Genomic DNA, 24,332 nt, shown 5'->3' with positions numbered 1-24,332 from the left:
ATAAACTTAAAGGAGGAGTATTATGACTCAAACAATTTCTTTTGGATATGGAACAAAGCCAGCTCAATTATTATCGAATAAATTAAATCGACATGGAGTAATTGCTGGAGCTACAGGTACAGGAAAAACTGTTACTCTTAAAGTTCTTGCTGAACAATTAAGTGAAGCTGGAGTACCTGTATTACTTTCTGATATTAAAGGAGATTTAGCTAGCCTTGCCGAAAAAGGTGAAATAACTGAAAAGATTGCCGAACGATTAAAAAAAGTACACGTAGAAGATTTTGAACCAAGTTCTTATCCAGTAGCTTTTTGGGATATTTTTGGTGAAAACGGAATTAACATTCGTACAACCATTTCAGAAATGGGCCCTATTTTATTATCTCAACTGTTAGGATTAAATGAAACGCAAGAAGGTATTTTAAATATTGCGTTTAAAGTTGCTGATGAACAAGGTTTATTATTAATTGATATTAAAGATTTACGTGCAATGTTAAATTATGTGGGAGCTCATGCTTCTGAATTACGTAATTTATATGGAAATATTGCCCAACAATCGATTGGAACTATTTTACGTAGTTTATTAGTGTTAGAACAACAAGGTGGAAATCAGTTCTTTGGAGAGCCAGCTTTTGAAATTGGAGATTTATTTAAAACAGATGCAAGTGGACGTGGAAACATCAATGTATTATCTTCAGAAAAGTTGTTCCAAACACCTAAATTATATGCAACTTTCTTATTATGGTTCTTATCTGAGTTATATGAAAACTTACCTGAAGTAGGAGATTTAGATAAACCAAAACTAGTATTCTTCTTTGACGAAGCACATGTATTATTCAACCAGAGCAACCCAGCTGTACAAGCAAAAATTGAATTAATTGTACGTTTAATTCGTTCGAAAGGAATTAGTATTTTCTTTGTAACACAAAATCCAACGGATATTCCTAATGCGGTAGCCAGTCAGTTAGGAAATCGAATCCAACATGGCTTACGTGCGTTTACACCAGCTGAGCAAAAGAATGTAAAAGCAGTAGCTGAAACTTTCCGTCAAGAAGAAGGGAAAGATTTAGTTTCAGTGATTACGAATCTAAAAGTAGGGGATGCGGTAGTTTCTACTTTACAGGAAGATGGATCTCCAAGTTTTGCAGAAGTGGTTTCAATTTACCCACCAAAGAGTAAATTAGATGCGGTTGATGCATTTGTTCGTCAACAACTAGTGAATCAATCTCCATTCTATGATAAATATGCAGAAATGTTTGATCGTGAGTCTGCTCATGAGCAATTATTAGCATTAGAACAACAATTTCAACAAGAGCAAGAAGAAGTTTTAGCTCAAAGAGAAGCTGAAAAACAAGCAGAAGCGGAACGTAAAGAAGCTGAAAAGCAAGAAGCTCTTGCACAAAAAGAGGCTGAAAAACAGGCTAAATTAGAAGAAAAAGAACGTGAACGTCAAGAAAGAGAACTAGAACGTCAAGCACGACAAGCAGCAACTAAGAAAGGTGATTCTGCGATGGATCGCTTTACGAAGAATATTATGTCTAGCGTTGGACGTGAAGTAGGTCGAGTGATTACTCGCGGAGTAATGGGTTTGTTCAAAAAATAAGAGGAGGCTGTCCTATGGCAAATGTCGTTGTATTCTTAGCGGAAGGATTTGAAGAGATTGAAGGCCTTGCTACAGTTGATATTTTGAGAAGAGCAGGTCATATTGTTCATACAGTTGGTATTGGTGGACAAGTCATTACGGGTTCTCATAAAATTTCAGTGAAGGCAGATGATGAATTAGAGACATTTTATTGGGCGCAAATAGATGCCTTAGTTCTTCCAGGGGGAATTCCAGGGGCGCATCACTTAAGAGAGAATGAGTTTCTTATTCAAAAGCTGAAAGAATATTCGAAAAAAGGCAAAATTATTGCAGCAATCTGTGCAGCGCCAATTGTTCTACATAGGGCAGGATTGCTGAAAAAGAAAAAATTTACTTGCTATCCCGGTTTTGAAGAAGAAATTAATGACGGAATTTATACAGGAACGATAGTTGAAAAAGATGGAAAAATCATTACGGGTTGTGGTGCAGCTGCAAGTTTCGAATTTGCTTATACAATAGCAGAAGCATTAGGAACAGATACCTCTTCACTTCGAGAAGGGATGCAATACAATAAGCTTTTTAAAAAATAATAGTAGAAATATTTGCCCTATTACAGGGGCAAATCTTTTTTGTTACAAAAATATTACAATGTTACAAAAATATTAAATGTATGTCTTGATTTTTTTCTGGAAATTTGAGAGAATAAAGTATCAAAATCGACGTAATATGTTTTAGAAATTAGGGAAATTTATGAGAAAAGAAGAAATTAATCAAGTAGTGAAGAAGTTACGTAGTAAAGGAGTTCGTATTACTCCTCAAAGAGTGGCAATGCTAGAATTTTTAGCTAGTGTAGATACTCATCCAACTGCGGAAGAAATTTTTACTGAATTAACAAGAGAATATCCTCAAGTCAGTGTGGCGACAGTATATAATAATTTAAACCTGTTTATTAAAGAGGGTGTAGTTAAGGAATTAATGTATGGAGATAGTGCCAGTCGATACGATTTTGATTTAGGACAGCACTATCATGCTGTTTGCGATGTTTGTGGGAAAGTAGTGGATTTATATTATCCAGTCTTAGATGATGTTGAAAAAGCAGCAGAACAATTAACAGGGTTTAAAGTTAGAGGACATCGAATGGAAGTTTATGGTGTTTGTCCGGACTGTCAGAAAAAAGAAAAATAGTATTTAATAAGGGGTCGTGGAGAATGGAGAAGGTCATTCAACGAAGAGCCAATAATGGCAAAGAAAAACATCAAAAAAAAGAAAATAAATATACAAAAAATCCTGAAGAAATGCTAGAGACTGATTTGAAGGAAGAGGCAGTTCAAGAGGAGAATCAAGAGAACCAACGATTCGGTGGGAAGGATTCAAAAAAGAAAAGACCGAAAAAGAAAATTCCTAAAACCATTTTTTGGGTGATAGGAGTTTTGACTCTAGCTATTTTAGTATTTGAATTATTAACGATTCATCGTATTATGGCAGATCAATTTAATGAAGAAGAATTAAAACGTATTATTCAAGTTGAACAAGACGATACAAAAAAATATAACGAAAATTTTACGGTTAAAGATGAAACGAATGGCAATATTGAAATTCAGGAATTAATCCCTACAGATAGTTCTGGAAATGAAGTTGCTTCCATTGCTGAGCAGATTTCGACTTTAAAACAAACGGTGCTAGAAAAATACGCGGGAGCCTCTAAGAAAACTTTGATTTTCTTGAAAGCTTATCAAACAAAGGTTGTTTCGAACGTGAATGATATTCATTACTATGTATCTGTATATCAACAAAAGGATCGTGGTTTTGAACAGTTGGAATTTTCTGAGTTAACACACCAACTTGTTTTCGCAGATTCTTTACAACCATTTGAAATTTCAAAACTATTTAATAATGATTTAGCAGTATCTAACTTCTTTGTGAAGAAAGCATTAGATGAATCTAAAGCAAATGGACTATCTGATGAGCAAACAGAAAAAACTACTTCTCAATTTAAAGATAACAATTGGAAGAAACTAGATACGTCAATCATTCAAAATGGAATTCGTATAAAATACAAAGACACAAACGATTCAGATGCAGAATGGACAATTCCTTTTACAGAGCTTTTTGCTTATATGAATGAAAATATGATTCCGGAAACAGAGAAAGAGAATTATACACAATACCTTGCAACTGTTAAAGAAAAACTAGGTAAGAAGAGAATTGCGTTGTCGTTTGATGATGGGCCTCGATCTGAAACAACACCAAGAGTATTAGAAATTCTAAAAAAATATAACGCTCATGCAACGTTTTATATCGTTGGTAGTCATGTAGAAGGTAATGAGTCTATTATTAAGCAAATTGTAGCTGAAGGGCACGAACTTGGAAACCATAGTTATAGTCATCCGTTATTACCAAAGAAATCAGCAGACGAAGTGTATAAAGAGGTTCATAATACTTCAGACCTCATTGCCAAAGCATCAGGTGGTTTAAGACCAATGAGTTTGCGTCCGCCATATGGTGGTTTTGATAAAATGGTAGCGGATCAAGCAGGTATTGCTATAGTGAACTGGTCGATTGACTCGCTAGACTGGAAATATAGAGATGCAGCCAAGACAATTCAGCATATTAAGGAAAATGCACATAATGGCGGAATCTTATTGATGCATGATATTCACGAAGAATCAGTAGAAGCACTACCAACGATTATTGAATACTTACAAGCAGAAGGTTATGAATTGGTGACTGTAGATGAATTAATGGCAGGCCAACCATTAAAACCAAATCATGCATATTTTAATCGTGTAGATATTCAAAAAATAGATTAAGAAGCTTGCAATTTTACTGAAAATAAGGTAAATTGATTAAGTACTTAATGTACAGACCTTTTACAGAGTTTTGCGAATCACCAACGTTTTACTTAGTACAAGGCATAAATTAAAAGAAAGAGGTGTTTAGAAATGGCTATTTCTAAAGAAAAGAAAAATGAAATCATCAAAGAGTATGCATTACACGAAGGAGACACTGGTTCACCAGAAGTACAAATCGCTGTATTAACTTACGAAATCAACCACTTAAATGACCACATCCGTGTTCATAAAAAAGACTTCCACTCAAACCGTGGATTAATGAAAAAAGTTGGTCACCGTCGTAACTTATTAGCATACTTACGTAACAAAGATGTTCAACGTTACCGTGAATTAATCAACCGTTTAGGCTTACGTCGTTAATCTTAAACCAATGGAGAACTCCCATGCATTCGTGCTTGGGAGTTTTTTGATGGAGTTTTATTATAGAATAAATAAGAGAGATCAATCGCACTTATAATGTATAAGTTATATTGCAAAATACAAATGATTAAAAAAAGGCACAAGTCCCAATTATTTGGAACTTGTGCCTTATTATTTTACATTTCTTTTATAGAGTGATCAATGATTTGTCTGTAACACATCATATTTTTATTATTGTACGATTTAATCACATTTTGTAACAATTTAAAGGAAGAACGTCCTAATTCTAATGTATGAATATCAACATAAGCATCAATTCGAACAGAAGGTTGTACCGAGTCAAAAGTGATGATAGGCAAATGAATTTGTTTTTCATTTAAATATCGAACAGCTCCTTCAGTAAAGAGAGAGTCTGCTGTTACTAGACCATCAATGTTTCCTTCTTTTAGAAGTTCTTTTAAAGTATGATAACCTTGTTCTCTTGTAAATTCAGAAACTTGAGCAATAAGGCTATCGTTTATTTGGATATCATATTTTTTAAGAGCTTTTTCATATCCTTTTAGTCGGTCTCGGGAAACAAATAATTGGTCTCGACCACCGATAAATGCAATAGATTTTGCGCCTTTTTGAATAATATATTCTGTTGCATCAAACCCTGCTTTTTCATTATTATTATCAACAAATGAAATAAGAGGGGATAATGTTTTTCCGATTACAACAGCAGGAAATTCTTGTTCAATTGCAAATTCAACAAGGGGGTCTTCAATTTCCCCGTACAGAAAGATGAGTCCATCTACGCGCTTTCCAAGAATAGTATCTTTCAAAATCGCTAAACGCTGATTCATATCTTTTCCAGTACATAATTGAATAGAGTATTGATGATCCGCTGCTGTTTGAGATATTCCTCGAATAACCGCGGGGAAAAATGAATTTTGATAAAAGATATCCGAGTCTTTGGGAAGAACAACACCGATGACATTTGTTTTATTACTTGCTAAGCTTCTTGCATTAACATTTGGATGATAATTTAATGAAGCCATGGCCTTACGAACTTTTTTCTTCGTCGCTTCACTAATACTAGACTTATCTTGAATAACTCTAGTAACCGTAGAAGGAGAGACTCCAGAAAGCTTTGCAACATCCTTAATAGTAGATGCCATCTATATTCCTCCTTTCTTAGTAGAGTGATGATTAAAATAAAAAATCTGGGCATGAAAACAGTTATTTTCACGCCCAGAGCATTTAAGGAACTATGATTTGATTGCTCCGTCAACCATACCTTTCATGATATGTTTTTGAGCGAATAGGAATAAGATAATCACTGGTAACATAATGAGTAATGTAGAAGTTAGAATCATATCCCATTGTTTTGTAAATGATCCGGCAAAGTTTGATACCGCAATCGGTAATGTTTGAATCGCATTTCCTTTCCCAAGTAATAGAAGTGGTAATAGGAAGTCATTCCAAATCCAAATTCCATTCAAAATTAAAATGGTAACGTAGATTGGTTTTAAAATAGGAAGTACTACGTAGAAGAATGTTTGCATTTTGTTACAACCATCTAATTCAGCAGCTTCTTCGATTTCTAAAGGAACACCTTTAATGAATCCGTGGAACATGAATACTGAAAGTGACATACCAAAACCAGTGTATGCTAAGATGATTCCTGGATAAGAACGTAATAAGCTAAATCCAAATAATGGAGTTGTTATCGCATCGCTTAAAATTTTAAACCAAGTAACAAGTGGATACATGACTACTTGGAAAGGAATAACCATTGAAGCTACAAAAATGAAGAAAATCACTGTTGAAGCTTTTGAACGGAATCGAACAAGTCCCCATGCAGCAAGTGCCGAAAATAGAGTGATTGTGAAAAGAGAAATCACAGTAATAATCGTTGATGATAAAAATGATGATGGGTAATTGATGGAAGGGTTATTCCAAATGGTAACAATATTAGTCCATAGTTGACCAAAACTTGCAGGTAAAGCTAACGGATCTGAAAGAATATCAGCAGAGCTTTTAGCTGAGTTAATCACTAAAAGAACGATTGGACTCAAGAATAGTAAGAAAAGGATGACTCCTAAAATTTCTAGAAATAAGATTCCTAATTTTTGTTTTTTCATTATAAGTCAATCTCCTTTCGTTTAGTGATTGAAGTTTGAATCAAGCTGATAACTACCAAAATAAAGAATAAGATAACTGCACGAGCTTGACCTAAAGCCATTAAGTTGTCACCTGAAGCAGTGTTATAAATGTTCATTGTAATAAATTCAGTACTTTGGATGGCTTTGTCATGCCATAGTAGTGAAGGGCCACCACCTGTTAATGAGAAGTTCACATCAAAAATCTTGAATGAGTTAGTAATTGTCAAGAAGAGCGATACAGTGAACGCTGGCATTACCATTGGGATGATAATGTGGCGTAGGCGTTGCCATGCATTTGCACCATCAAGAGAAGCAGATTCTACTAAACTTGAAGGTACGTTTTGTAAAGCTGCAAAGTAAATCATCATAATATATCCAGCATATTGCCATGTGTTTGTAATGATTAATGCAGTTACAGCCAATTTCACATCTCCAAGGAACAAGTTATCGATTAAGAATTGGCTACCGATTAATTGTCCTAAAGCAGGGAATACAGAGTTATAGATGAATTGCCAAATATAACCAAGAACAAGTCCCCCGATTAAGTTTGGAATAAAGAATCCTGCACGGAAGATATCTTTTAATTTAATCTTGCTGGATACAAGTAAAGCAAGACTAAATGACACAATGTTTACCACGACAACGTTGAATAACGCAAAAATCACAGTAATCATTAAAGAATATTGGAAGCGAGTGTCAGCCAAACTTTCTGTAAAGTTTTTTAGACCTACAAATTGTAGGTTGGTTTGTGTAACGCTCTTCCAGTCGGTTAATGAATAGTAGAACCCTAAGAAGAAAGGTACAATAATAACAATCGCAAAAATGATAAATGCTGGTAAAACTAATCTATAAAAATTGCGTTTTGCACGATCATCTCTGCTTAAAGCTTTCTTGTTTTTAGACATGAGAGAGTTCCTCCTTTATGAGAATTTCCAGGTGGGGTAGCACCTGTATGTATCTTTATTGTAGCACATAACCCACAGCCACTAAAAGGCAGCTGTGGGTTTGTTTACTACAATATTGTTAATTATTTTTTAATCAAGCTTGGCACTTCTTTAATTTGGTTGATAATTAATTCTTGGAATTTAGCTTTATCAATTGAACCTTGAGCATATTGACCGTAGATTGGTCCTAATTTGTTCATTAAGAAGTTATCAGGCATGAAGTATGGGTTGTCAAATGAGTAAACAGGTTTCTTCGCGCTAACCCATTCAGCTAAGAAGCGTGATAATGGAGCTGATGGTTTCTCAGTTGTGTTAGAGAATGGAGAAATCATGTTTGCTTTGTTTACGATGTAGTCTTGACCTTCTTTAGTATCAGCTAAGTCGTTGAAGAATTTGTTGATAGAATCTAAAGCTTTAGTATCTTTGTTCACTACATAGTAAGAAGGAGCACCGATGAATAATCCATCAGCATTTTTATCTTTACCTAAAGTTTGATAAGGAATGAATCCCATTTCGAAGTTAGCATTTAATTGTTTTAAGTTAGGATCTTTCCAGTTACCTTGGTGTAAGAAAGCAGCTTTTCCTGAAGCAAATGCTGAGTCCATATCTTCTTGAGTACCAACTGTTAAGAGTTTCTTATCAGTATGTTTGAATAATAATTCAACCCAGTTAGTGTAGTTTTCTAAACGAGTTTTATCCATTTCACCTTTTAGCACTTGGTTTGTAACTGAACGATCACCATTTGGAAGACCACTACTTAAGTAAGCACCGAAGTCATGGATACCCATGATCCAAGTTTCACCTTCTTTAGTTGCTGTAGCAACAACAGTAGATAATCCTAATTCATCTTTTTTACTTTCTAAAGTAGCCATTGCTTTCTCAACTGCTTCAAAAGAAGTTAGAGTAGCAGGATCAATTCCAGCTTTAGTTAAGATTTCTTTGTTGTAAGCTAATCCGTATCCTTCTACAGATACTGGGAATCCGTATACGTCGTTACCTTGTTTAAATTCAAACTCAGTTTTATCAATCCAGTCACCTTTTAATGGTTGTAGGTTGTCTTTCCACAAATCATATCCAGCTTGACCTTCAATTACGAATACATCTGGTGCAGTACCTGCAGTAAATTCAGTTTTTAGTTGGTCAGAAATCTTACATGAACCAGAACAAGTTTTAATATTAACTTTAACTCCGTTTTTGTCTCCCCATTCTTTAGCATATGCTGTTAGGGCTTCTTGGATTTCGCTCTTATTACTATATAAAGTAAATTCTTTTTTGCTTTCAGAGCCTCCATTAGAAGAGTTTGATTGGTTACCTCCGCTTGCACAGCCTGCTAAAGCTAAACCAGCTAAGCCAACCATTAAAGATTTTTTAAACCATTTGTTTGCCATAATATTTTTCCTCCTTAAAATTCGTTGTAGATTACGCAAACGATTTCTTAACTGGTTTTAGTATACCGCTTCCATAAACCGTTTGCAAGTATTTTGTTAAAAAAATTAAAGGAATAAAAAATACTGAATATAAGTGGTTTTTGGTTGAATTAAATAGAAATTAAGTTTATTTTATCCTTGTATATTCAAGATGTATTAAAAACTTATAAAATAATACTTGTTTTATTAAAAAAAATACTCTAATATTAAAGCAAACGGTTGCGCGGATTATTGCGCTTACATGGATAAATATACTGATTAAGGAGAGAGGTATCAAATATATGAGCAATAGAGAATCAGGTGTGTTAATGCATATTTCATCATTACCTGGTCAATATGGAATCGGAACTTTCGGTAAATCTGCATTTGATTTTGTAGATTTTCTAGTTCGTACGAAACAGACTTATTGGCAAATTTTACCATTAGGAACAACTAGCTATGGAGATTCTCCATATCAATCTTTTTCGGCTTTTGCTGGAAATACAAACTTTATCGATTTCGATCTTTTAATAGAAGAAGGTCTACTAAAGAAGGAAGATGTTCTAGGAAATTGGGGTACGGATGAAACAACTGTTGACTACGCATTACTATATGAAAAACGTAGACCTGTTTTAGAAAAAGCAGTGGCTGCTTTTCTATCTAAAGGAAAAACTCCTGCATACGAAAAATTCGTAGCTGAAAAAGCAGAATGGTTAGAGCCGTTTGCGGAGTATATGGCTATTAAAGAATCTTTTGATATGAAACCATGGACAGCATGGAGCGACGAAGCGATTAAACGCCGTCAACCAGACGCGTTAGCACAGTACCGTACACGCCTCGCGGATAAGTTAGAATATCATCGTGTCACACAATTCTTATTTGATATGCAATGGCATGCTCTTAAAAAATATGCGAATGACAACTACATTCAAATTATCGGAGATATGCCAATTTATGTAGCAGCTGATAGCGTGGAAATGTGGGCAACACCACATTACTTCAAAACAGATGCACAAGGGAATCCACTTTGTGTAGCTGGATGTCCTGCGGATGATTTTTCTCCGCTAGGTCAATTATGGGGGAACCCGATTTATAATTGGGAAGCGATGAAAGAAGATGGATACACTTGGTGGAGCAAACGACTACAAGCAAGTTTTGAATTGTTTGATGTTGTTCGTATTGACCACTTCAGAGGCTTCTCAGCTTATTGGGAAATCCCAGCATCAGCTGAAAACGCAACAATCGGGAAATGGGTTAAAGGTCCAGGGTATGATTTATTTAAAGCTGTAAAAGAGCAACTCGGTGAATTGCCAATTATCGCAGAGGACTTAGGATTCATGGATGAAGATGTAATCAATCTTCGTGAAGCTACTGGATTCCCAGGAATGAAAATCTTGGAATTCGGATTTATGGGTGAGAATCCTAAGAGCGGAGATTTACCTCATCATTATCCAATGAATGCAGTTGCCTATACAGGAACGCATGATAATGATACAGTATTAGGGTGGTATAATTCGGTAACGGAAGAAACAAGAGAATTCTGTAATCGTTACTTAAATCGACGTGATGAGGAACCAATTAGCTATGCTTTACTACGCGGATTATATGGTTCTGTTAGTCGAATGACAGTTGCAACAATGCAAGATCTACTACAATTAGATGAGACGGCTCGTATGAACATTCCAAGTACGCTCGGAGGAAACTGGGTATGGAGAATGACCAAAGAGCAGTTAACAGAGTCTGTAGAAGAATTCTTACTTGGGATTACTGAATTGTATGATCGTGCAAATCCACATCTTGAAGAAGTGGAAGTTGAAGAGGAATTAGTAGAGGAAGAAAAGTAACCTCGCGCAAACCAAAAAGGAGAGAACAATGAAAAATTTTAAACAATATGTAGAAGGAAACTTAGAAAAGTCTTTAAAAGACTGCACAAAAGAAGAAGTTTACTTAGCATTATTACAATTTACGAAAGAAAAAAGTGCAGCCTTACCACAAAACAATGGTAAGAAAAAAGTGTATTACATTTCTGCTGAGTTCTTAATCGGTAAATTATTATCAAACAATCTAATTAACTTAGGGCTTTACGATGAAGTAAAAGAAGTGCTATCAGAAGCTGGACATTCATTAGCTGAAATCGAAGAAATCGAATTAGAGCCATCTTTAGGGAATGGTGGTCTAGGACGTCTAGCTGCGTGTTTCCTTGATTCCATCGCAACGCTTGGATTAACGGGAGACGGTGTTGGATTAAACTACCACTATGGCTTATTCGAACAAAAATTCAAAGATAACCAACAAGATGCAGTTCCGAACGTTTGGTTAACACCTGAAAGCTGGTTAGTTCCAACAGAAACTTCTTATAAAGTACCGTTTGCTGACTTTACATTGACTTCAAAAATGTTTGATATCGATGTTTTAGGATATGAACAATCAACTAAAAATAAATTACACTTATTCGATGTGGATTCAATTGATGAGTCTTTAGTTTCAAGTGATTCAATTGAGTTTGATAAAACTCAAATCGCTAAAAACTTAACATTATTCTTATATCCAGATGATAGCGACGAAGCAGGACACTTACTACGTATTTATCAACAATACTTCATGGTAAGTAATGGGGCTCAATTATTAATTGATGAAGCACTTGCTAAAGGAAGTAACTTACACGACTTAGCGGAATACGCAACAGTTCAAATTAACGATACGCACCCATCAATGGTGATTCCTGAATTAATTCGTTTACTTGGGGAACGTGGAATTGAATTTGATGAAGCAGTGGAAATCGTATCCGCAATGACAGCTTATACAAACCACACAATCTTATCAGAAGCGTTAGAAAAATGGCCTTTAGCATACTTAGAAAAAGTAGTGCCACATTTAGTGCCAATTATTAAAGAATTAGACGCTCGCGTAAAAGCAAAATATGAAGATCCATCAGTAGCCATCATCGACGAACAGGACCGTGTTCACATGGCGCATATGGATATTCACTATGGATATAGCGTAAACGGTGTTGCGGCACTGCATACAGATATCTTAAAAGAAAGTGAATTAAAGAATTTCTACGAAATCTATCCTGAGAAATTCAACAACAAAACAAATGGGATTACATTCCGTCGTTGGTTAATGCATGCCAACCCAGAACTAGCTAAATTATTAGATGAAACAATTGGAACAGAGTGGCGTAAGGATGCTTCTAAATTAGAAGCGTTGAAAGCTTTCCGTCATGATGCGATTGTTCGCGAAAAATTAGACAAGATTAAACGTGATAACAAGAAACGTTTAAGTGTTTACCTACAAGAAAAACAAGGTATCACAGTGAATGAAAATTCTATTTTTGATATCCAAATCAAACGTATGCACGAATATAAACGTCAACAAATGAACGCTTTATATGTGATTCATAAATATTTAGATATCAAGAGCGGAAACATTCCAGCTAGACCAATCACCATTATTTTCGGTGGGAAAGCTGCACCTGCATATGTCATTGCGCAAGACGTCATTCATTTAATTCTTTCATTATCTGAATTAATCGCAAATGACCCAGAAGTAAGCCCACACTTACAAGTCGTAATGGTTGAAAACTACAACGTAACAGCAGCAACACACTTAATTCCAGCATGTAATATTTCTGAACAAATTTCACTTGCTTCAAAAGAAGCTAGCGGAACAGGGAATATGAAATTCATGCTAAACGGGGCATTAACTCTTGGTACTGAAGATGGTGCGAACGTGGAAATCCACGAACTTGTTGGTGACGACAATATCTATATCTTCGGTGAGAAGAGTGATGAAGTAATTGCTCATTATGAAAAAGGCGATTACAACGCTGGCGAGTTTGCTAAGAGAGATGCAATCCGTCCATTAGTAGAATTCGTGAAGAGTGACGCTTTACTTGAAGTAGGAAATAAAGAACGTCTAGAACGTCTATACAACGAGTTGACTACAAAAGACTGGTTCATGACATTATTAGACTTAGAAGATTACATTGAAACAAAAGAACGTATGTATCGCGATTTCGAAAACAGAGATGAATGGAATGCTAAAGTGGTGACAAACATCGCAATGGCCGGCTTCTTCTCAAGTGACCGTACAATCGAAGACTACAACCGTGACATTTGGAAATTAAACTAAATCGATTGAATGAAGGGACACGGTGAATTCCATGCAAGTTAAAAACGAAGCAATGCTGATCACTTACTCAGACAGCATGGGAAGCAATATGAAGGACTTAAAAGGCGTTTTGGATAAATATTTCCAAGGCGCCATTGGTGGGGTCCATTTATTACCATTTTTCCCATCAACAGGGGATAGAGGATTCGCTCCAAGTGACTACACTCGTGTAGATCCGACACTTGGAACGTGGGAAGATGTGGATGCTCTAGGGAAACAATATTATTTAATGTTTGACTTCATGATTAATCATATTTCTCGTGAGTCTAAGTTTTTCCAAGATTTTGTAAAAAATCACGAAAACTCACCTTACAAAGATATGTTTATTCGTATCCATGAGTTTTTCCCAGAAGGTCGTCCAAATCAAGCAGATATCGACTTGATTTATAAACGTAAAGATAAAGCGCCATTCCAAACTGTTCATTTTGCGGATGGAACGACTGAAGAAGTATGGAACACATTCGGGGAAGAGCAAATCGACCTTGATGTTCGTAAAGAAATCGTGAAAGAGTTTATTCGTGAAACGATTAAAGATATGGCAAGTCACGGATGCTCATTAATTCGTTTAGACGCATTTGCTTATGCAGTAAAGAAACTCGATACAAACGACTTCTTCGTAGAACCAGATATTTGGGATTTATTAAATGAAGTTCGTGACGTGGCAGCGAAGTATCAAGTAGAATTGCTTCCTGAAATTCATGAGCATTATTCAATTCAAATGAAGATTGCAGACCATGATTACTTCGTTTATGACTTTGCATTACCAATGGTAGTGTTATATTCACTATATTCAGGTAAATCAAATCGATTAGCCAACTGGTTACAAATGAGTCCGATGAAGCAATTTACAACACTGGATACGCATGACGGAATCGGTGTCGTGGATGCTAGAGACTTATTAACAGATGAAGAGTTAGATTACACTTCAAACAAATTATACGATGTAGGCGCCAACGTAAAACGAATCTACTCAAGTGAAAAGTACAATAACTTAGATATCTATCAAATTAACAGCACATACTACAGTGCTTTAGGAAATGATGATGCAAGTTACTTATTATCACGTGTGTTGCAATGTTTTGCGCCTGGTATTCCACAAATTTACTACGTGGGATTACTTGCTGGAGAAAATGACATCGAGTTATTAGAATCTTCAAAAGAAGGTCGCAACATCAACCGTCATTATTACACTTTAGAAGAAATCGACCGTGAAGTAGAACGTCCAGTCGTGAAAAAACTAATCAACTTATTACGCTTTAGAAATACATCAAAAGCGTTTGATTTAGAAGGTTCTTTTGAAGTAGAAACTCCAACTGAAAACACAATCGTGATTACACGTAAAGATGCTTCTGGTGCTGCCGAAGCACGTCTTGAAGCAAACCTAGAAACAAAAGAGTTCACTATTTTCGAACAAGGAAATGTAGTCACTCTTTAATTTCTTCATTCGTAAATAACACTATAAAGATGAGTGAGTTGATTCTCTATAAAAAAGAGAACCACTCACTCGTTTTTGTTTACAAAAAAATAGTACTTAAAGTACAGATATGGTAAAATGACTCTGTATGACAAACTTTGTATCTTCTAGAGTCATCTTACTTTAGAAATAAAAGCGGTCGAACGCATCGAACGTTTTCATTTCTAAAAGTAGGTCTGGAAGATACGCAAATAAGAGAAAAGGAGATTAGTTATGTCAGAAAAGAAAGTTTTTAGCTACAACTGGGGCGGACGTCAATTAACAGTTGAAATCGGCCAATTAGCAAAACAAGCCAATGGTGCTGTATTAGTACGCTACGGTGATACTGTTGTGTTAACAGCGGCTGTTGGTACAAAACAAGCAAAAGATACAGATTTCTTCCCGTTAACAGTAAACTACGAAGAAAAAATGTATGCAGCGGGTAAAATTCCTGGAGGCTTCATTAAACGTGAAGGTCGTCCAAGTGAACATGCTACTCTTACAGCGCGTCTTATCGACCGTCCAATCCGTCCAATGTTTGCGGAAGGTTTCCGTAACGAAGTACAAATCACAAATACTGTAATGTCAGTAGATCCTAACTGCCCACCAGAAATGGCAGCAATGTTTGGTTCTTCATTAGCGTTATGTATTTCAGATATTCCATTTGATGGACCAATCGCTGGGGTAGACGTAGGTCGTGTAAACGGTGAATACGTGATTAACCCAACTACTGAACAAAAAGAAAACTCAGATATCGAATTATCTGTAGCTGGTACTGCAACTGCTATCAACATGGTAGAAAGTTCAGCTAAAGAAGTGAACGAAGAAGATATGCTTGGAGCATTATTATTCGGTCACGAAGAAATCAAAAAATTAGTGGCTTTCCAAGAAGAAATCGTTCGCGAAGTTGGTAAAGAAAAAATGGAAGTAACTTTACTTTCTTTCGATGCTGCTATTGAAGCACAAGTAAAAGATTTATTCAGCCAAGCCATGGTTCATGCGATTCAAACAGAAGAAAAATTAGCGCGTGAAGCAAACATCGAAAAAGTAAAAGAAACAGCTATCGAGCACTTTGAAGCAGTGTTAGAAGAAAACGATGAGAAAGCAGGTCTTCTAAAACAAGTTTCTCAATTAGTAGATAACTTAGAAAAAGATGAAGTACGTCGTTTAATCACTGAAGAAAAAGTACGTCCTGATGGCCGTAAAATTGACGAAATTCGTCCATTAGCTTCAGAAATCGACTTATTACCACGTGTTCATGGTTCAGGTTTATTCACTCGTGGACAAACACAAGCATTAACTTCAGCAACACTTGCACCTCTTGGAGAATACCAAGTGATTGATGGTTTAGGAATCGAAGAAGGAAAACGATTCATTCACCACTACAACTTCCCACAATTCTCTGTAGGTTCAGTAGGCCGTGCTGGTAGCCCAGGTCGTCGTGAAATTGGTCACGGTGCGCTAGGGGAACGTGCATTGAAACAGGTGATTCCTAGTCCAGAAGACTTCCCTTACACAATCCGTCTTGTATCAGAAGTATTAGAATCAAACGGTTCTTCTTCTCAAGCAAGTATTTGTGCGGGAACATTAGCATTGATGGCTGCTGGTGTGCCAATTAAAGCACCGGTAGCAGGTATCGCGATGGGTCTTATTTCTGACGGTACAAACTACACAGTCTTAACAGATATCCAAGGGTTAGAAGACCACTTAGGAGATATGGACTTTAAAGTAGCGGGTACAAAAGACGGAATTACTGCTCTTCAAATGGATATTAAGATTCAAGGGATTACAGAACAAATCTTACGCGAAGCCCTAACACAAGCGAAGAAAGCACGTTTTGAAATTCTTGAAGAATTAACATCAACAATTGCAGAACCTCGTAAAGAATTAAGCCCATATGCACCTAAGATTGAAATGATTTCAATCCACCCTGATAAGATTAAAGTAGTTATCGGACGTGGTGGTGAAACAATCAACGCTATCATCGACGAAACAGGCGTTAAAATCGATATCGACCAAGAAGGTCACGTATCTATCGCTTCTACAGATGCTGCTATGATTCAACGTGCAAAAGAAATCATCGAAGATTTAACACGTGAAATCGAAGTAGGTCAAGTGTACGAAGGAACTGTACGCCGTATAGAAAAATTCGGTGCATTCGTAGAAATCGCTAAAGGAAAAGATGGATTAGTTCATATTTCTGAACTAGCACACGAACGCGTTGGTAAAGTAGAAGATGTACTTGCTCTAGGTGACAAAGTGACTGTGAAAGTCATCGAAATCGACGGACAAGGACGTATCAACTTATCACGTAAGGTTTTATTACCAAAAGAAGATAAAGAGTAAGTATTACGGATTCTTTAATAAATAAAATTTAAAAACACTTCCTACACCAGTGTGATTAGACATACTGGTAGTGGAAGTGTTTTTTTCTAAAAAACGATCTTATTCCAAGAGTCTTGGAGTAAGATCGTTTCTATTATTATTAGATTTTAGTGAAGGACTTTGTTTAAGAAGTTTTGAGTACGTTCGTTTTGTGGGTTACCAAACACTTCTTCAGGAGTTCCTTCTTCGATGATGTAACCACCATCCATGAAGATAACGCGATCGCTAACCTCACGCGCAAATCCCATCTCGTGTGTGACTACAACCATCGTCATTCCTTCTTTAGCGAGGTTTTGCATTACTTCTAATACATCCCCAACCATCTCTGGGTCAAGTGCTGAAGTTGGTTCATCGAATAATAACATCTTCGGTTTCATTGCAAGCGCACGGGCAATAGCCACACGTTGTTTTTGACCACCTGAAAGAGATTTAGGAGAGACATCCGCTTTATCTGCAAGACCAACCATGCCAAGGAGTTCCATCGCATGTTCCGTTGCAGCTTCTTTCGTCTCACGCCCTAATTCTACAGGAGCTAAAATGATGTTTTCTAGAACGCTTAGGTGAGGGAAGAGGTTGAAGTGTTGGAACACCATTCCGATTTCCTCACGAACTTTATTTAAGTTTGTTTTTTTGTCTGTTAAATCGTAGCCATCGATGATGATATGACCGCTATTGATTTTTTCAAGACGGTTTAAGCAACGAAGGAAAGTGGATTTACCAGAACCTGAAGGCCCGATAATACAAACTACTTCGCCTTCCTCAATAGAAAGGTCGATGGATTTTAATACTTCTAAGTCGCCATATTTCTTTTGAATTTTTTGAACTTCGATAATAGCCATTATTTTAAATTCCTTTCTAAGTGAGCTGATAGTTTCGTTAATAGAACGATCACGATTAAGTACATCACGCCGACGATGAACCACATTTGACTTGATTGTAAGTTACGAGCGATGATGACTTTACCTGTTTGCGTTAATTCGGCAATACCGATAATTGAAAGGATAGAAGTATCTTTCAATGTGATTACGAATTGGTTAATGAATGAAGGGACCATAATGCGAATTGCTTGCGGTAAGATGACTTTACGCATGCTCTTAGAATATGGAAGACCTAAACTCATGCAGGCTTCGTATTGACCTTTATCAACGGCTTGGATACCACCACGAATGATTTCCGCGATATAAGCGGAAGCGTTCAAGCTGAGGGTGATAACACCTGCTACGAATGGTTGCATCGTAATGTTCATTGCTTGTGGAATTCCAAAGTAAATGAAGAATGTTAAAACGATGAGTGGAACACCACGGATGATATCGATATAAAGGCCTGCGATTGCTTGTACGATATTATTTTGGCTAGTTTTCATTAAAGCGAAGATAATACCAATTAAACTTGCGAAGATTAAAGCGACAACCGTTAATACAATTGTATTCCATAAACCAGTTGCAAGAGTGTGCCAGTTTGTTTTAATTAAACCTAGAATACTTGTTGCTTCGGTATTTTCGGTAGCATTCGTAGTATATTTTTTAATGATTTCATCGTATTTGCCGCTTTCTTTTAGTTTTTTCAAACCGTTGTTGAAAGCCGTAATCAATTCAGAATTTTGACCTTTATTAACAGCAACACCATATTCCGTTTTGTTTTCGTTATGGTCTGTCTTTTTTAAAGGTAAGTTGTTGGATGTAATAGAGTAAGCTAGTACAGGATAGTCTTCGAATAAAGCATCACTGTTTCCTACCATTACATCTTGGTACATACTAGATGAATCTTCAAAAGTTGTGATGGTAAAGCCATATTGATTCTTGATTGATTCTGCATAAGTAGCACCTTGTGTTCCTAGTTTAACGGCAACTTTTTTACCTTTTAAATCAGAAAGAGATGTGATTTCAGAGTTTTTAGAAACTCCCATACCTATTCCACTTTCGTAGTAGCTATTTGTGAAGTCGAATTTTTGTTTACGTTCATCCGTAATTCCCATTCCGGCCATCACGGCATCTACTTGACCAGATTCTAATGCTTGAACGGCAGCATTGAAGCCAAGTGGTTTGAATTCTACTTCGAAGCCTTCAACCTCTGCGATACTCTTCATTAATTCAATATCAATTCCGACATATTCTCCATTTGTATCTTGATATTCAAATGGGGCGAATGTAATATCCGTTGCAATTACATATTTTTTAGTTTCTGCTTTTACAGTTGTTGTCGGAGAAACGAGGGATAGAAGAGTCATCAATAGAGTGACTAGAACAGCTCCCAGACTAAATTTCTTAATGTTCATACATATTCCTCCAAATCTACCTTACGTATAAGGTTTTTCCATTATATGGAAGTTTTTCTGAAAATGCAAAAATCTAGTCTCATCTCATGTTACATTTTATGACATTGAATTCTTTGCATAAAAAATCTCCCTTCTCAAAGGAAGAGAAGGGAGACGTCATTATTTTTCTTGTTCTAGAACACGCCAAATGGCTTTTGCTACACCGCCGTTAACATTGGTGTCTGTTACAAAGTCGGCAATGGCTTTTACTTCGTCAGGAGCATTTCCCATCGCAACACCGATTCCAGCATCGCGAATCATTGACACATCATTGAAGTTGTCGCCAATTCCAAATACTTCCTTCATCGATAAACCAAGTGTTTTCGCATAGTGAGCAACTGCGATGCCTTTTTGTGCATCTTTATGATTGATTTCTAAATCCGTAATAAAGGCAGAAGTTACGACTAGGTTCGGATGAGCTTTGTCGATATGTTCACGAACAGGCTTGAAAAAGGTAGGCCCGTCATCGTGAGAGACGATAATCTTGAATACCTTAATATCTGGAATCGATAGCACCTCTTCGGCAGTAGTTACATCAGTTGCCTCTAGAAGTATTTTTAGCTGTTTAATTTCCTCTTTCAATTGTTCAGGTGATAGATTGTTTCTTTCAGCCTTTTTTCGTTCAATTACTTTGTTGATAAAGAGAGCATAGTTTTTTCTAAAGTTCCCTTCAGAAGTCACGAGTTGCCAGTCTAAGTCAATCGAATTGAAGTAGTCTAATAGCGTATAGACGGTATCATGTGGAATCGTTACTTCCCATATAATTTCGTGGTTCTTATCAAAAATTTGTGCCCCATTCATGGCAATGACAGGAAGATGTAATTCTGCTTGCTCGAGCGCTAAATTGGCTTGAAGATAATCCCGTCCAGTACAAACGATGAAGTGCTTCCCTTGTTTTTGGACTTTTCGAATCGCTTGAATATTGTTTTTATGAATCTCCACATGGTTAGTGAGAAGAGTACCGTCCATGTCCGATGCAAATAATTTAATCATAGGGCAAACCCTCTATTTCATTTCTTTAAGATGTGTTTGCAATGTTTGAATTTTATCTTGAATACGTCTGAAGCGTGGTTTATTTTCCAATTGGAATTTTGTGACTTCTTCTTGGATCGCATTGACAACTTCCATTGTTTGTGGAAGGATTGTTTCTTGGATTTCTTTGATGCCTCTTTCAAGAGTGGCTTTTCCTGTATTAATGACAGTAATATCCTGTGTCACTTCTTGAACTTGTTTTGCCAAGATTTCGCGATTTTCTTTTCCGCTTCTTGGATTATTTAGTAGGGCAACGGCACCTCCGATGACACTACCGAAAATAAAACCTTTAAGAAATTTACTCATTGATTATGCCTCCATGTTTTCACGAATTGATTTCGCGATTTCTGCTAATACTTCTGAACTTGGATTTGTTGGGTGCCATTTTAATCCAAAGCCATCTTCTTTTGTATAACGTGGGATAAGATGGATATGAGAATGGAAGACGCTTTGATAGGCTAACTCACCATTATTACTTAAAATGTTTAATCCTTTAATGTCTGGGTTTGACGCTTGAACAGCACGTGTAATTTTAGGAATACGTGCAAAAACTGCGCTGGCTAATTCTTCATCATATTCGAAGATATTGGCAACATGCTTTTTAGGAACGACCAGTGTGTGTCCTGGTGTTACTTGCGAAATATCTAAGAAAGCAAGAACTACATCATCTTCATACACAATATGTGCTGGAATTTCTTTATTAATAATTTTGTCAAAAATGCAATCTGTCATGGTATTTCCTCCTTGAGTTCGTAACTCTATGGTATCAAAAAATGCTGTAAAATGAAAGACTAGAAGCGGTTGTTGTTCATTGCATTTTGATAGAACATCGCCTAAAATATCAAAATGAAAGTGAGGCGTCTTTATGAAGGGAAAATTAGATGCGTTAAGCGATGCAATTATTGCCATTGCGATAACCGTTTTAGTATTAGAAATCAATACACCAACATCGATGGAGGATATGTGGCAGTTTGCAAGAGAAATCTTTTTATTTGCGCAAAGTTTTGTTGTCATTGCGAACTTTTGGTTTGAACGGTCTCAATTTTTTGGTCGATCAAAACGAATCTCGTTTTCGATTTTATCGATTGATTTATTAGCACATTTGGGAATCTGTCTCATCCCGTTATTTACGAAATTCTTATTTAGTTTTGAAAATCGAGTGGTTTCTTTACTAGCATACGGGATTTTAATTGCGATTATTTCCGTATTATTTGATATCGAAAACTATTTTGTATTGAAACAATCTTTAGAAGAAGCGAACTATGAAAGGACGGATGAAATGCTTAAGGTGTTCAAAAGATTTCATATTCGTTCTTATTTAACTTCAGTAATTATTTTAGGGTTATCCTTTGTGAGACCGCAAATCGTGATATATTTCTATTTATTAATACCAATTACGAAATTTTTATCTCGTTTTAAAGTCGGAAAAAATCGCTATATTTTTGTTGATGAAGATTTAGTTGTATTTTCGGATAAAGTATTAAGCAGATTTGACGATGGACGATTAAAACGAGGTCAAAAAGAATAAAGAATTGGATAAGTGGCTTTGAGTGTGAAAGGCGTTTAAACAGCGTCCTTTCACACTTTTTTAGCTTTATGGTATAATGAGGAGAATAGTTAGATAGGAGAATCTATATGACACTACAATTAAACAAAGTGACTGCAGGATACACGAAAGTTCCTGTCATTACAGACATCACTTTTAATGTGAATCCAGGGGAGATTTGTGGCCTAATCGGGCTGAATGGTGCCGGAAAGAGTACGACGATTAAAACGATTATTGGACAACTTACCCCTTTTAGCGGAAGAGTGGAAGTGGAGAAATTAAGCATCCTCGAAAACCAACGTGGCTACCGTCAATCGATTGCGGTCATTCCAGAAAGTCCAGTTCTTTACGAAGAATTGACGTTTAGAGAACACATTGAATTTGTAGCTCGCTCGTATAATCAAATGAACGAAGAGACAATGAAGCATGCGATGGAGCTTGTGGAAGCATTCCGTTTAACGAAGCAATTGGACTGGTTTCCAGCGTACTTCTCAAAAGGGATGAAGCAAAAAGTATTAATCGTCTGTGCGTTAATGCTAGATGTACCAGTCTATGTGGTCGATGAACCATTCTTAGGGCTGGACCCACTAGGGATCCGTACTTTACTTCAAGTCTTAAAAGAGAAAAAAGAAAAAGGTGCAGCGATTCTAATGTCCACTCACGTATTGGACACTGCTGAGAAGTATTGCGATCGTTTCATCGTGTTACACGAAGGAAAAGTGATTGCTCAAGGCGATATCGAAGGCTTACGCGCCACTTCGAATATTGAAGAATCTTCTTTAGAGGAAATCTACTTTGCATTAACGACAGGGGATGATGCCCATGAATAGTGCAGAGGTTTTTGAGACTCGAGTAAGAAAATATCAAAAGAAAAGCATGAAGTATATGCGTTATGTACTGAATGACCATTTTTTGATTGTCTTATTTTTCTTATTTGGTTTTATCATGGTGCAATATTCGAGTTGGATTCAAACGATTCGTGTGTTGGAATTACAATTGTTAGGATTGCTTGGAGCTTTACTAGCGAGTGTTCCGTTCTTCGGAGGGGTAGCAACCTTACTCGAACCAGCTGATGGGATTTTTTTATCGGTAGTAGGACAAGACTTTAAGTCGTATTTACAAAAAGCCATTCGTCGTAGTTGGGTACTTCCGCTACTTGTGATGATGGCTTCAACCGGAATAATCTTTCCAATTGTGGCTCAAGCGTATGGCACGAATTGGAGTATGTTCGTTAAATTATTCCTATTACAAGTGTTCTTTAAAGACTTATTATTCCGTTGTACGAAATATTCTTATCGTGGAGTCCTTCATTTTACATGGATGGAAAAACTGGGTATTTACATGATTGCAGTAGCAAACTTCTTCGGAATGTTTTTATGGATTTCTGAAGGTTGGTCAATTGTATTATTGGTAATTCCGGTACTTCTAAGTATCTTTGTCGAACAATATTATGGGAAAGCAGCGTTTGTATACCAATTTGATAAAATGATTGAAATGGAATTAGAAAGACAACAACGCATTTATCGTTTGCTTGCCTTATTTGTAGATGTGCCAATGGTGCATAAACCTCAAGCGCATCGTCGCTCTTATTTAGATGGCGTATTGAAGGTGCTTGTTGGGAATCAACCAAGTGGTCATCGCTATTTAGTAAGTCGTACAGTCATTCGTACAAGCCAATATATGAGTTTGTTATTGCAACTAGCAGTCGTGAGCTTTTTAGTAGCGTTATTCTCACAACCGTATTATTGGAACTTTATCGTAAATGCGTTACTTGTGATGCTTTTAGGATTCCAACTTGTTGGAGTCATCCAAAGCGCGAATACACAAAATAGTCATTTTGCATCTCTAGTAGATAGCAATACTCGTCTTAAGGATAATTTATCGGTCCTCATGATGACAATGGTCGCATCCGGTGTCGTACTTGGGATTTCTTCTGCAATTGGTATGCGCGAATTAATTGGTTTAATAGGTATTGTTTTCTATCCGATTTTCGGAATCTTATTCACACAATTTTATTTACGGTATCGATTCCTTAAGAAGAGAAGAAAAATTTAAGTTTGTAGGCTGAAAGTAGCGCACAAACTTGACTCAAACGGCATAAAACCATAAAATAAAAGAATAGATTTATTAAAGGAAACAGA

21 protein-coding genes are annotated in these 24,332 nt (G+C 36.4%); 12 read left to right on the top strand and 9 right to left on the bottom strand.

Annotated elements, in window-relative coordinates; genetic code table 11:
- Positions 1–22: 22 nt before the first annotated feature.
- The 5 genes from Q0594_RS07365 (at position 23) to rpsO (ending at position 4,791) form a co-directional block, all read left to right on the top strand.
- Positions 23–1,600: a helicase HerA-like domain-containing protein gene (locus tag Q0594_RS07365; RefSeq protein ID WP_298730902.1), complete on the top strand. Its 1,578-nt coding sequence runs from the start codon at positions 23–25 to the stop codon at positions 1,598–1,600.
- Positions 1,601–1,614: 14 nt separating this feature from the next.
- A complete protein-coding gene (locus Q0594_RS07360) occupies positions 1,615–2,169 on the top strand; it encodes a DJ-1 family glyoxalase III (RefSeq protein WP_288295238.1) in 555 nt (184 codons plus the stop codon).
- 160 nt (positions 2,170–2,329) lie between these two features.
- Complete coding sequence (locus tag Q0594_RS07355) at positions 2,330–2,764, top strand: Fur family transcriptional regulator (RefSeq protein ID WP_288295239.1); 435 nt, start codon at positions 2,330–2,332, stop codon at positions 2,762–2,764.
- Positions 2,765–2,787: 23 nt separating this feature from the next.
- Entirely contained in the window at positions 2,788–4,389 is a 1,602-nt protein-coding gene (locus Q0594_RS07350) for a polysaccharide deacetylase family protein (protein WP_298730897.1), read from the top strand.
- A gap of 132 nt (positions 4,390–4,521) precedes the next feature.
- Positions 4,522–4,791 (top strand): 30S ribosomal protein S15, encoded by a 270-nt coding sequence (rpsO, locus tag Q0594_RS07345; protein WP_005606669.1) that lies wholly within the window; start codon positions 4,522–4,524, stop codon positions 4,789–4,791.
- A 176-nt stretch (positions 4,792–4,967) separates the two neighbouring features.
- Here the strand turns inward: rpsO and Q0594_RS07340 are convergent, their stop codons facing one another.
- The 4 genes from Q0594_RS07340 to Q0594_RS07325 form a co-directional block, all read right to left on the bottom strand.
- Positions 4,968–5,951, bottom strand: coding sequence for a LacI family DNA-binding transcriptional regulator (locus tag Q0594_RS07340; protein WP_298730895.1), 984 nt, complete (start codon positions 5,949–5,951; stop codon positions 4,968–4,970).
- A gap of 90 nt (positions 5,952–6,041) precedes the next feature.
- A complete protein-coding gene (locus Q0594_RS07335) occupies positions 6,042–6,917 on the bottom strand; it encodes a carbohydrate ABC transporter permease (RefSeq protein WP_298730893.1) in 876 nt (291 codons plus the stop codon).
- On the bottom strand, positions 6,917–7,843 hold the full coding sequence (locus tag Q0594_RS07330; RefSeq protein ID WP_298730892.1) for a sugar ABC transporter permease: 927 nt from the start codon (positions 7,841–7,843) through the stop codon (positions 6,917–6,919). Before Q0594_RS07330 ends, Q0594_RS07335 begins: the two co-directional genes overlap by 1 nt.
- A 122-nt stretch (positions 7,844–7,965) precedes the next feature.
- Positions 7,966–9,270 carry an ABC transporter substrate-binding protein gene (locus tag Q0594_RS07325; RefSeq protein WP_298730890.1) on the bottom strand — a complete coding sequence of 435 codons (1,305 nt, stop codon included), beginning with the start codon at positions 9,268–9,270 and terminating at the stop codon, positions 7,966–7,968.
- 296 nt (positions 9,271–9,566) lie between these two features.
- Here Q0594_RS07325 and malQ point away from each other — a divergent pair, with 296 nt between their 5' ends.
- From malQ to pnp, 4 genes are all read left to right on the top strand, one after another.
- On the top strand, positions 9,567–11,132 hold the full coding sequence (gene malQ / locus Q0594_RS07320) for a 4-alpha-glucanotransferase (RefSeq protein ID WP_298730925.1): 1,566 nt from the start codon (positions 9,567–9,569) through the stop codon (positions 11,130–11,132).
- A 28-nt stretch (positions 11,133–11,160) separates the two neighbouring features.
- The gene (locus Q0594_RS07315) at positions 11,161–13,422 is read left to right on the top strand and encodes a glycogen/starch/alpha-glucan phosphorylase (protein ID WP_298730887.1); all 2,262 of its coding nucleotides are present in this window, start codon (positions 11,161–11,163) and stop codon (positions 13,420–13,422) included.
- Positions 13,423–13,453: 31 nt separating this feature from the next.
- Positions 13,454–14,896 carry a sucrose phosphorylase gene (gtfA, locus tag Q0594_RS07310; RefSeq protein WP_298730923.1) on the top strand — a complete coding sequence of 481 codons (1,443 nt, stop codon included), beginning with the start codon at positions 13,454–13,456 and terminating at the stop codon, positions 14,894–14,896.
- Between the two features lie 252 nt (positions 14,897–15,148).
- Complete coding sequence (gene pnp / locus Q0594_RS07305) at positions 15,149–17,260, top strand: polyribonucleotide nucleotidyltransferase (RefSeq protein ID WP_298730886.1); 2,112 nt, start codon at positions 15,149–15,151, stop codon at positions 17,258–17,260.
- Between the two features lie 146 nt (positions 17,261–17,406).
- On the opposite strand, the gene Q0594_RS07300 is transcribed toward pnp, so the two are convergent.
- The 5 genes from Q0594_RS07300 to Q0594_RS07280 form a co-directional block, all read right to left on the bottom strand.
- Positions 17,407–18,141 (bottom strand): amino acid ABC transporter ATP-binding protein, encoded by a 735-nt coding sequence (locus Q0594_RS07300; protein ID WP_275043198.1) that lies wholly within the window; start codon positions 18,139–18,141, stop codon positions 17,407–17,409.
- Positions 18,138–19,574 (bottom strand): amino acid ABC transporter substrate-binding protein/permease, encoded by a 1,437-nt coding sequence (locus Q0594_RS07295; protein WP_298730884.1) that lies wholly within the window; start codon positions 19,572–19,574, stop codon positions 18,138–18,140. Before Q0594_RS07295 ends, Q0594_RS07300 begins: the two co-directional genes overlap by 4 nt.
- Positions 19,575–19,733: 159 nt before the next feature.
- Complete coding sequence (locus Q0594_RS07290) at positions 19,734–20,606, bottom strand: Cof-type HAD-IIB family hydrolase (protein WP_298730883.1); 873 nt, start codon at positions 20,604–20,606, stop codon at positions 19,734–19,736.
- 12 nt (positions 20,607–20,618) lie between these two features.
- The gene (locus Q0594_RS07285; protein WP_298730882.1) at positions 20,619–20,951 is read right to left on the bottom strand and encodes a YtxH domain-containing protein; all 333 of its coding nucleotides are present in this window, start codon (positions 20,949–20,951) and stop codon (positions 20,619–20,621) included.
- A gap of 3 nt (positions 20,952–20,954) precedes the next feature.
- Positions 20,955–21,377 carry an HIT family protein gene (locus tag Q0594_RS07280; RefSeq protein WP_298730881.1) on the bottom strand — a complete coding sequence of 141 codons (423 nt, stop codon included), beginning with the start codon at positions 21,375–21,377 and terminating at the stop codon, positions 20,955–20,957.
- 133 nt (positions 21,378–21,510) lie between these two features.
- On the opposite strand from Q0594_RS07280, the gene Q0594_RS07275 reads away from it, so the two are divergent.
- From Q0594_RS07275 to Q0594_RS07265, 3 genes are all read left to right on the top strand, one after another.
- Entirely contained in the window at positions 21,511–22,173 is a 663-nt protein-coding gene (locus tag Q0594_RS07275) for a TMEM175 family protein (RefSeq protein WP_298730880.1), read from the top strand.
- 107 nt (positions 22,174–22,280) lie between these two features.
- Positions 22,281–23,021: an ABC transporter ATP-binding protein gene (locus tag Q0594_RS07270; RefSeq protein ID WP_298730879.1), complete on the top strand. Its 741-nt coding sequence runs from the start codon at positions 22,281–22,283 to the stop codon at positions 23,019–23,021.
- Positions 23,014–24,246 (top strand): ABC transporter permease, encoded by a 1,233-nt coding sequence (locus tag Q0594_RS07265; protein WP_298730878.1) that lies wholly within the window; start codon positions 23,014–23,016, stop codon positions 24,244–24,246. Before Q0594_RS07270 ends, Q0594_RS07265 begins: the two co-directional genes overlap by 8 nt.
- Positions 24,247–24,332 lie beyond the last annotated feature (86 nt).

It is taken from the genome of uncultured Granulicatella sp., assembly GCF_938030755.1.
Taxonomy (GTDB): Bacteria; Bacillota; Bacilli; order Lactobacillales; family Aerococcaceae; genus Granulicatella.
Note: the sequence above shows the minus strand (reverse complement) of the source record. Positions and strands in the feature narration are given on the sequence as shown.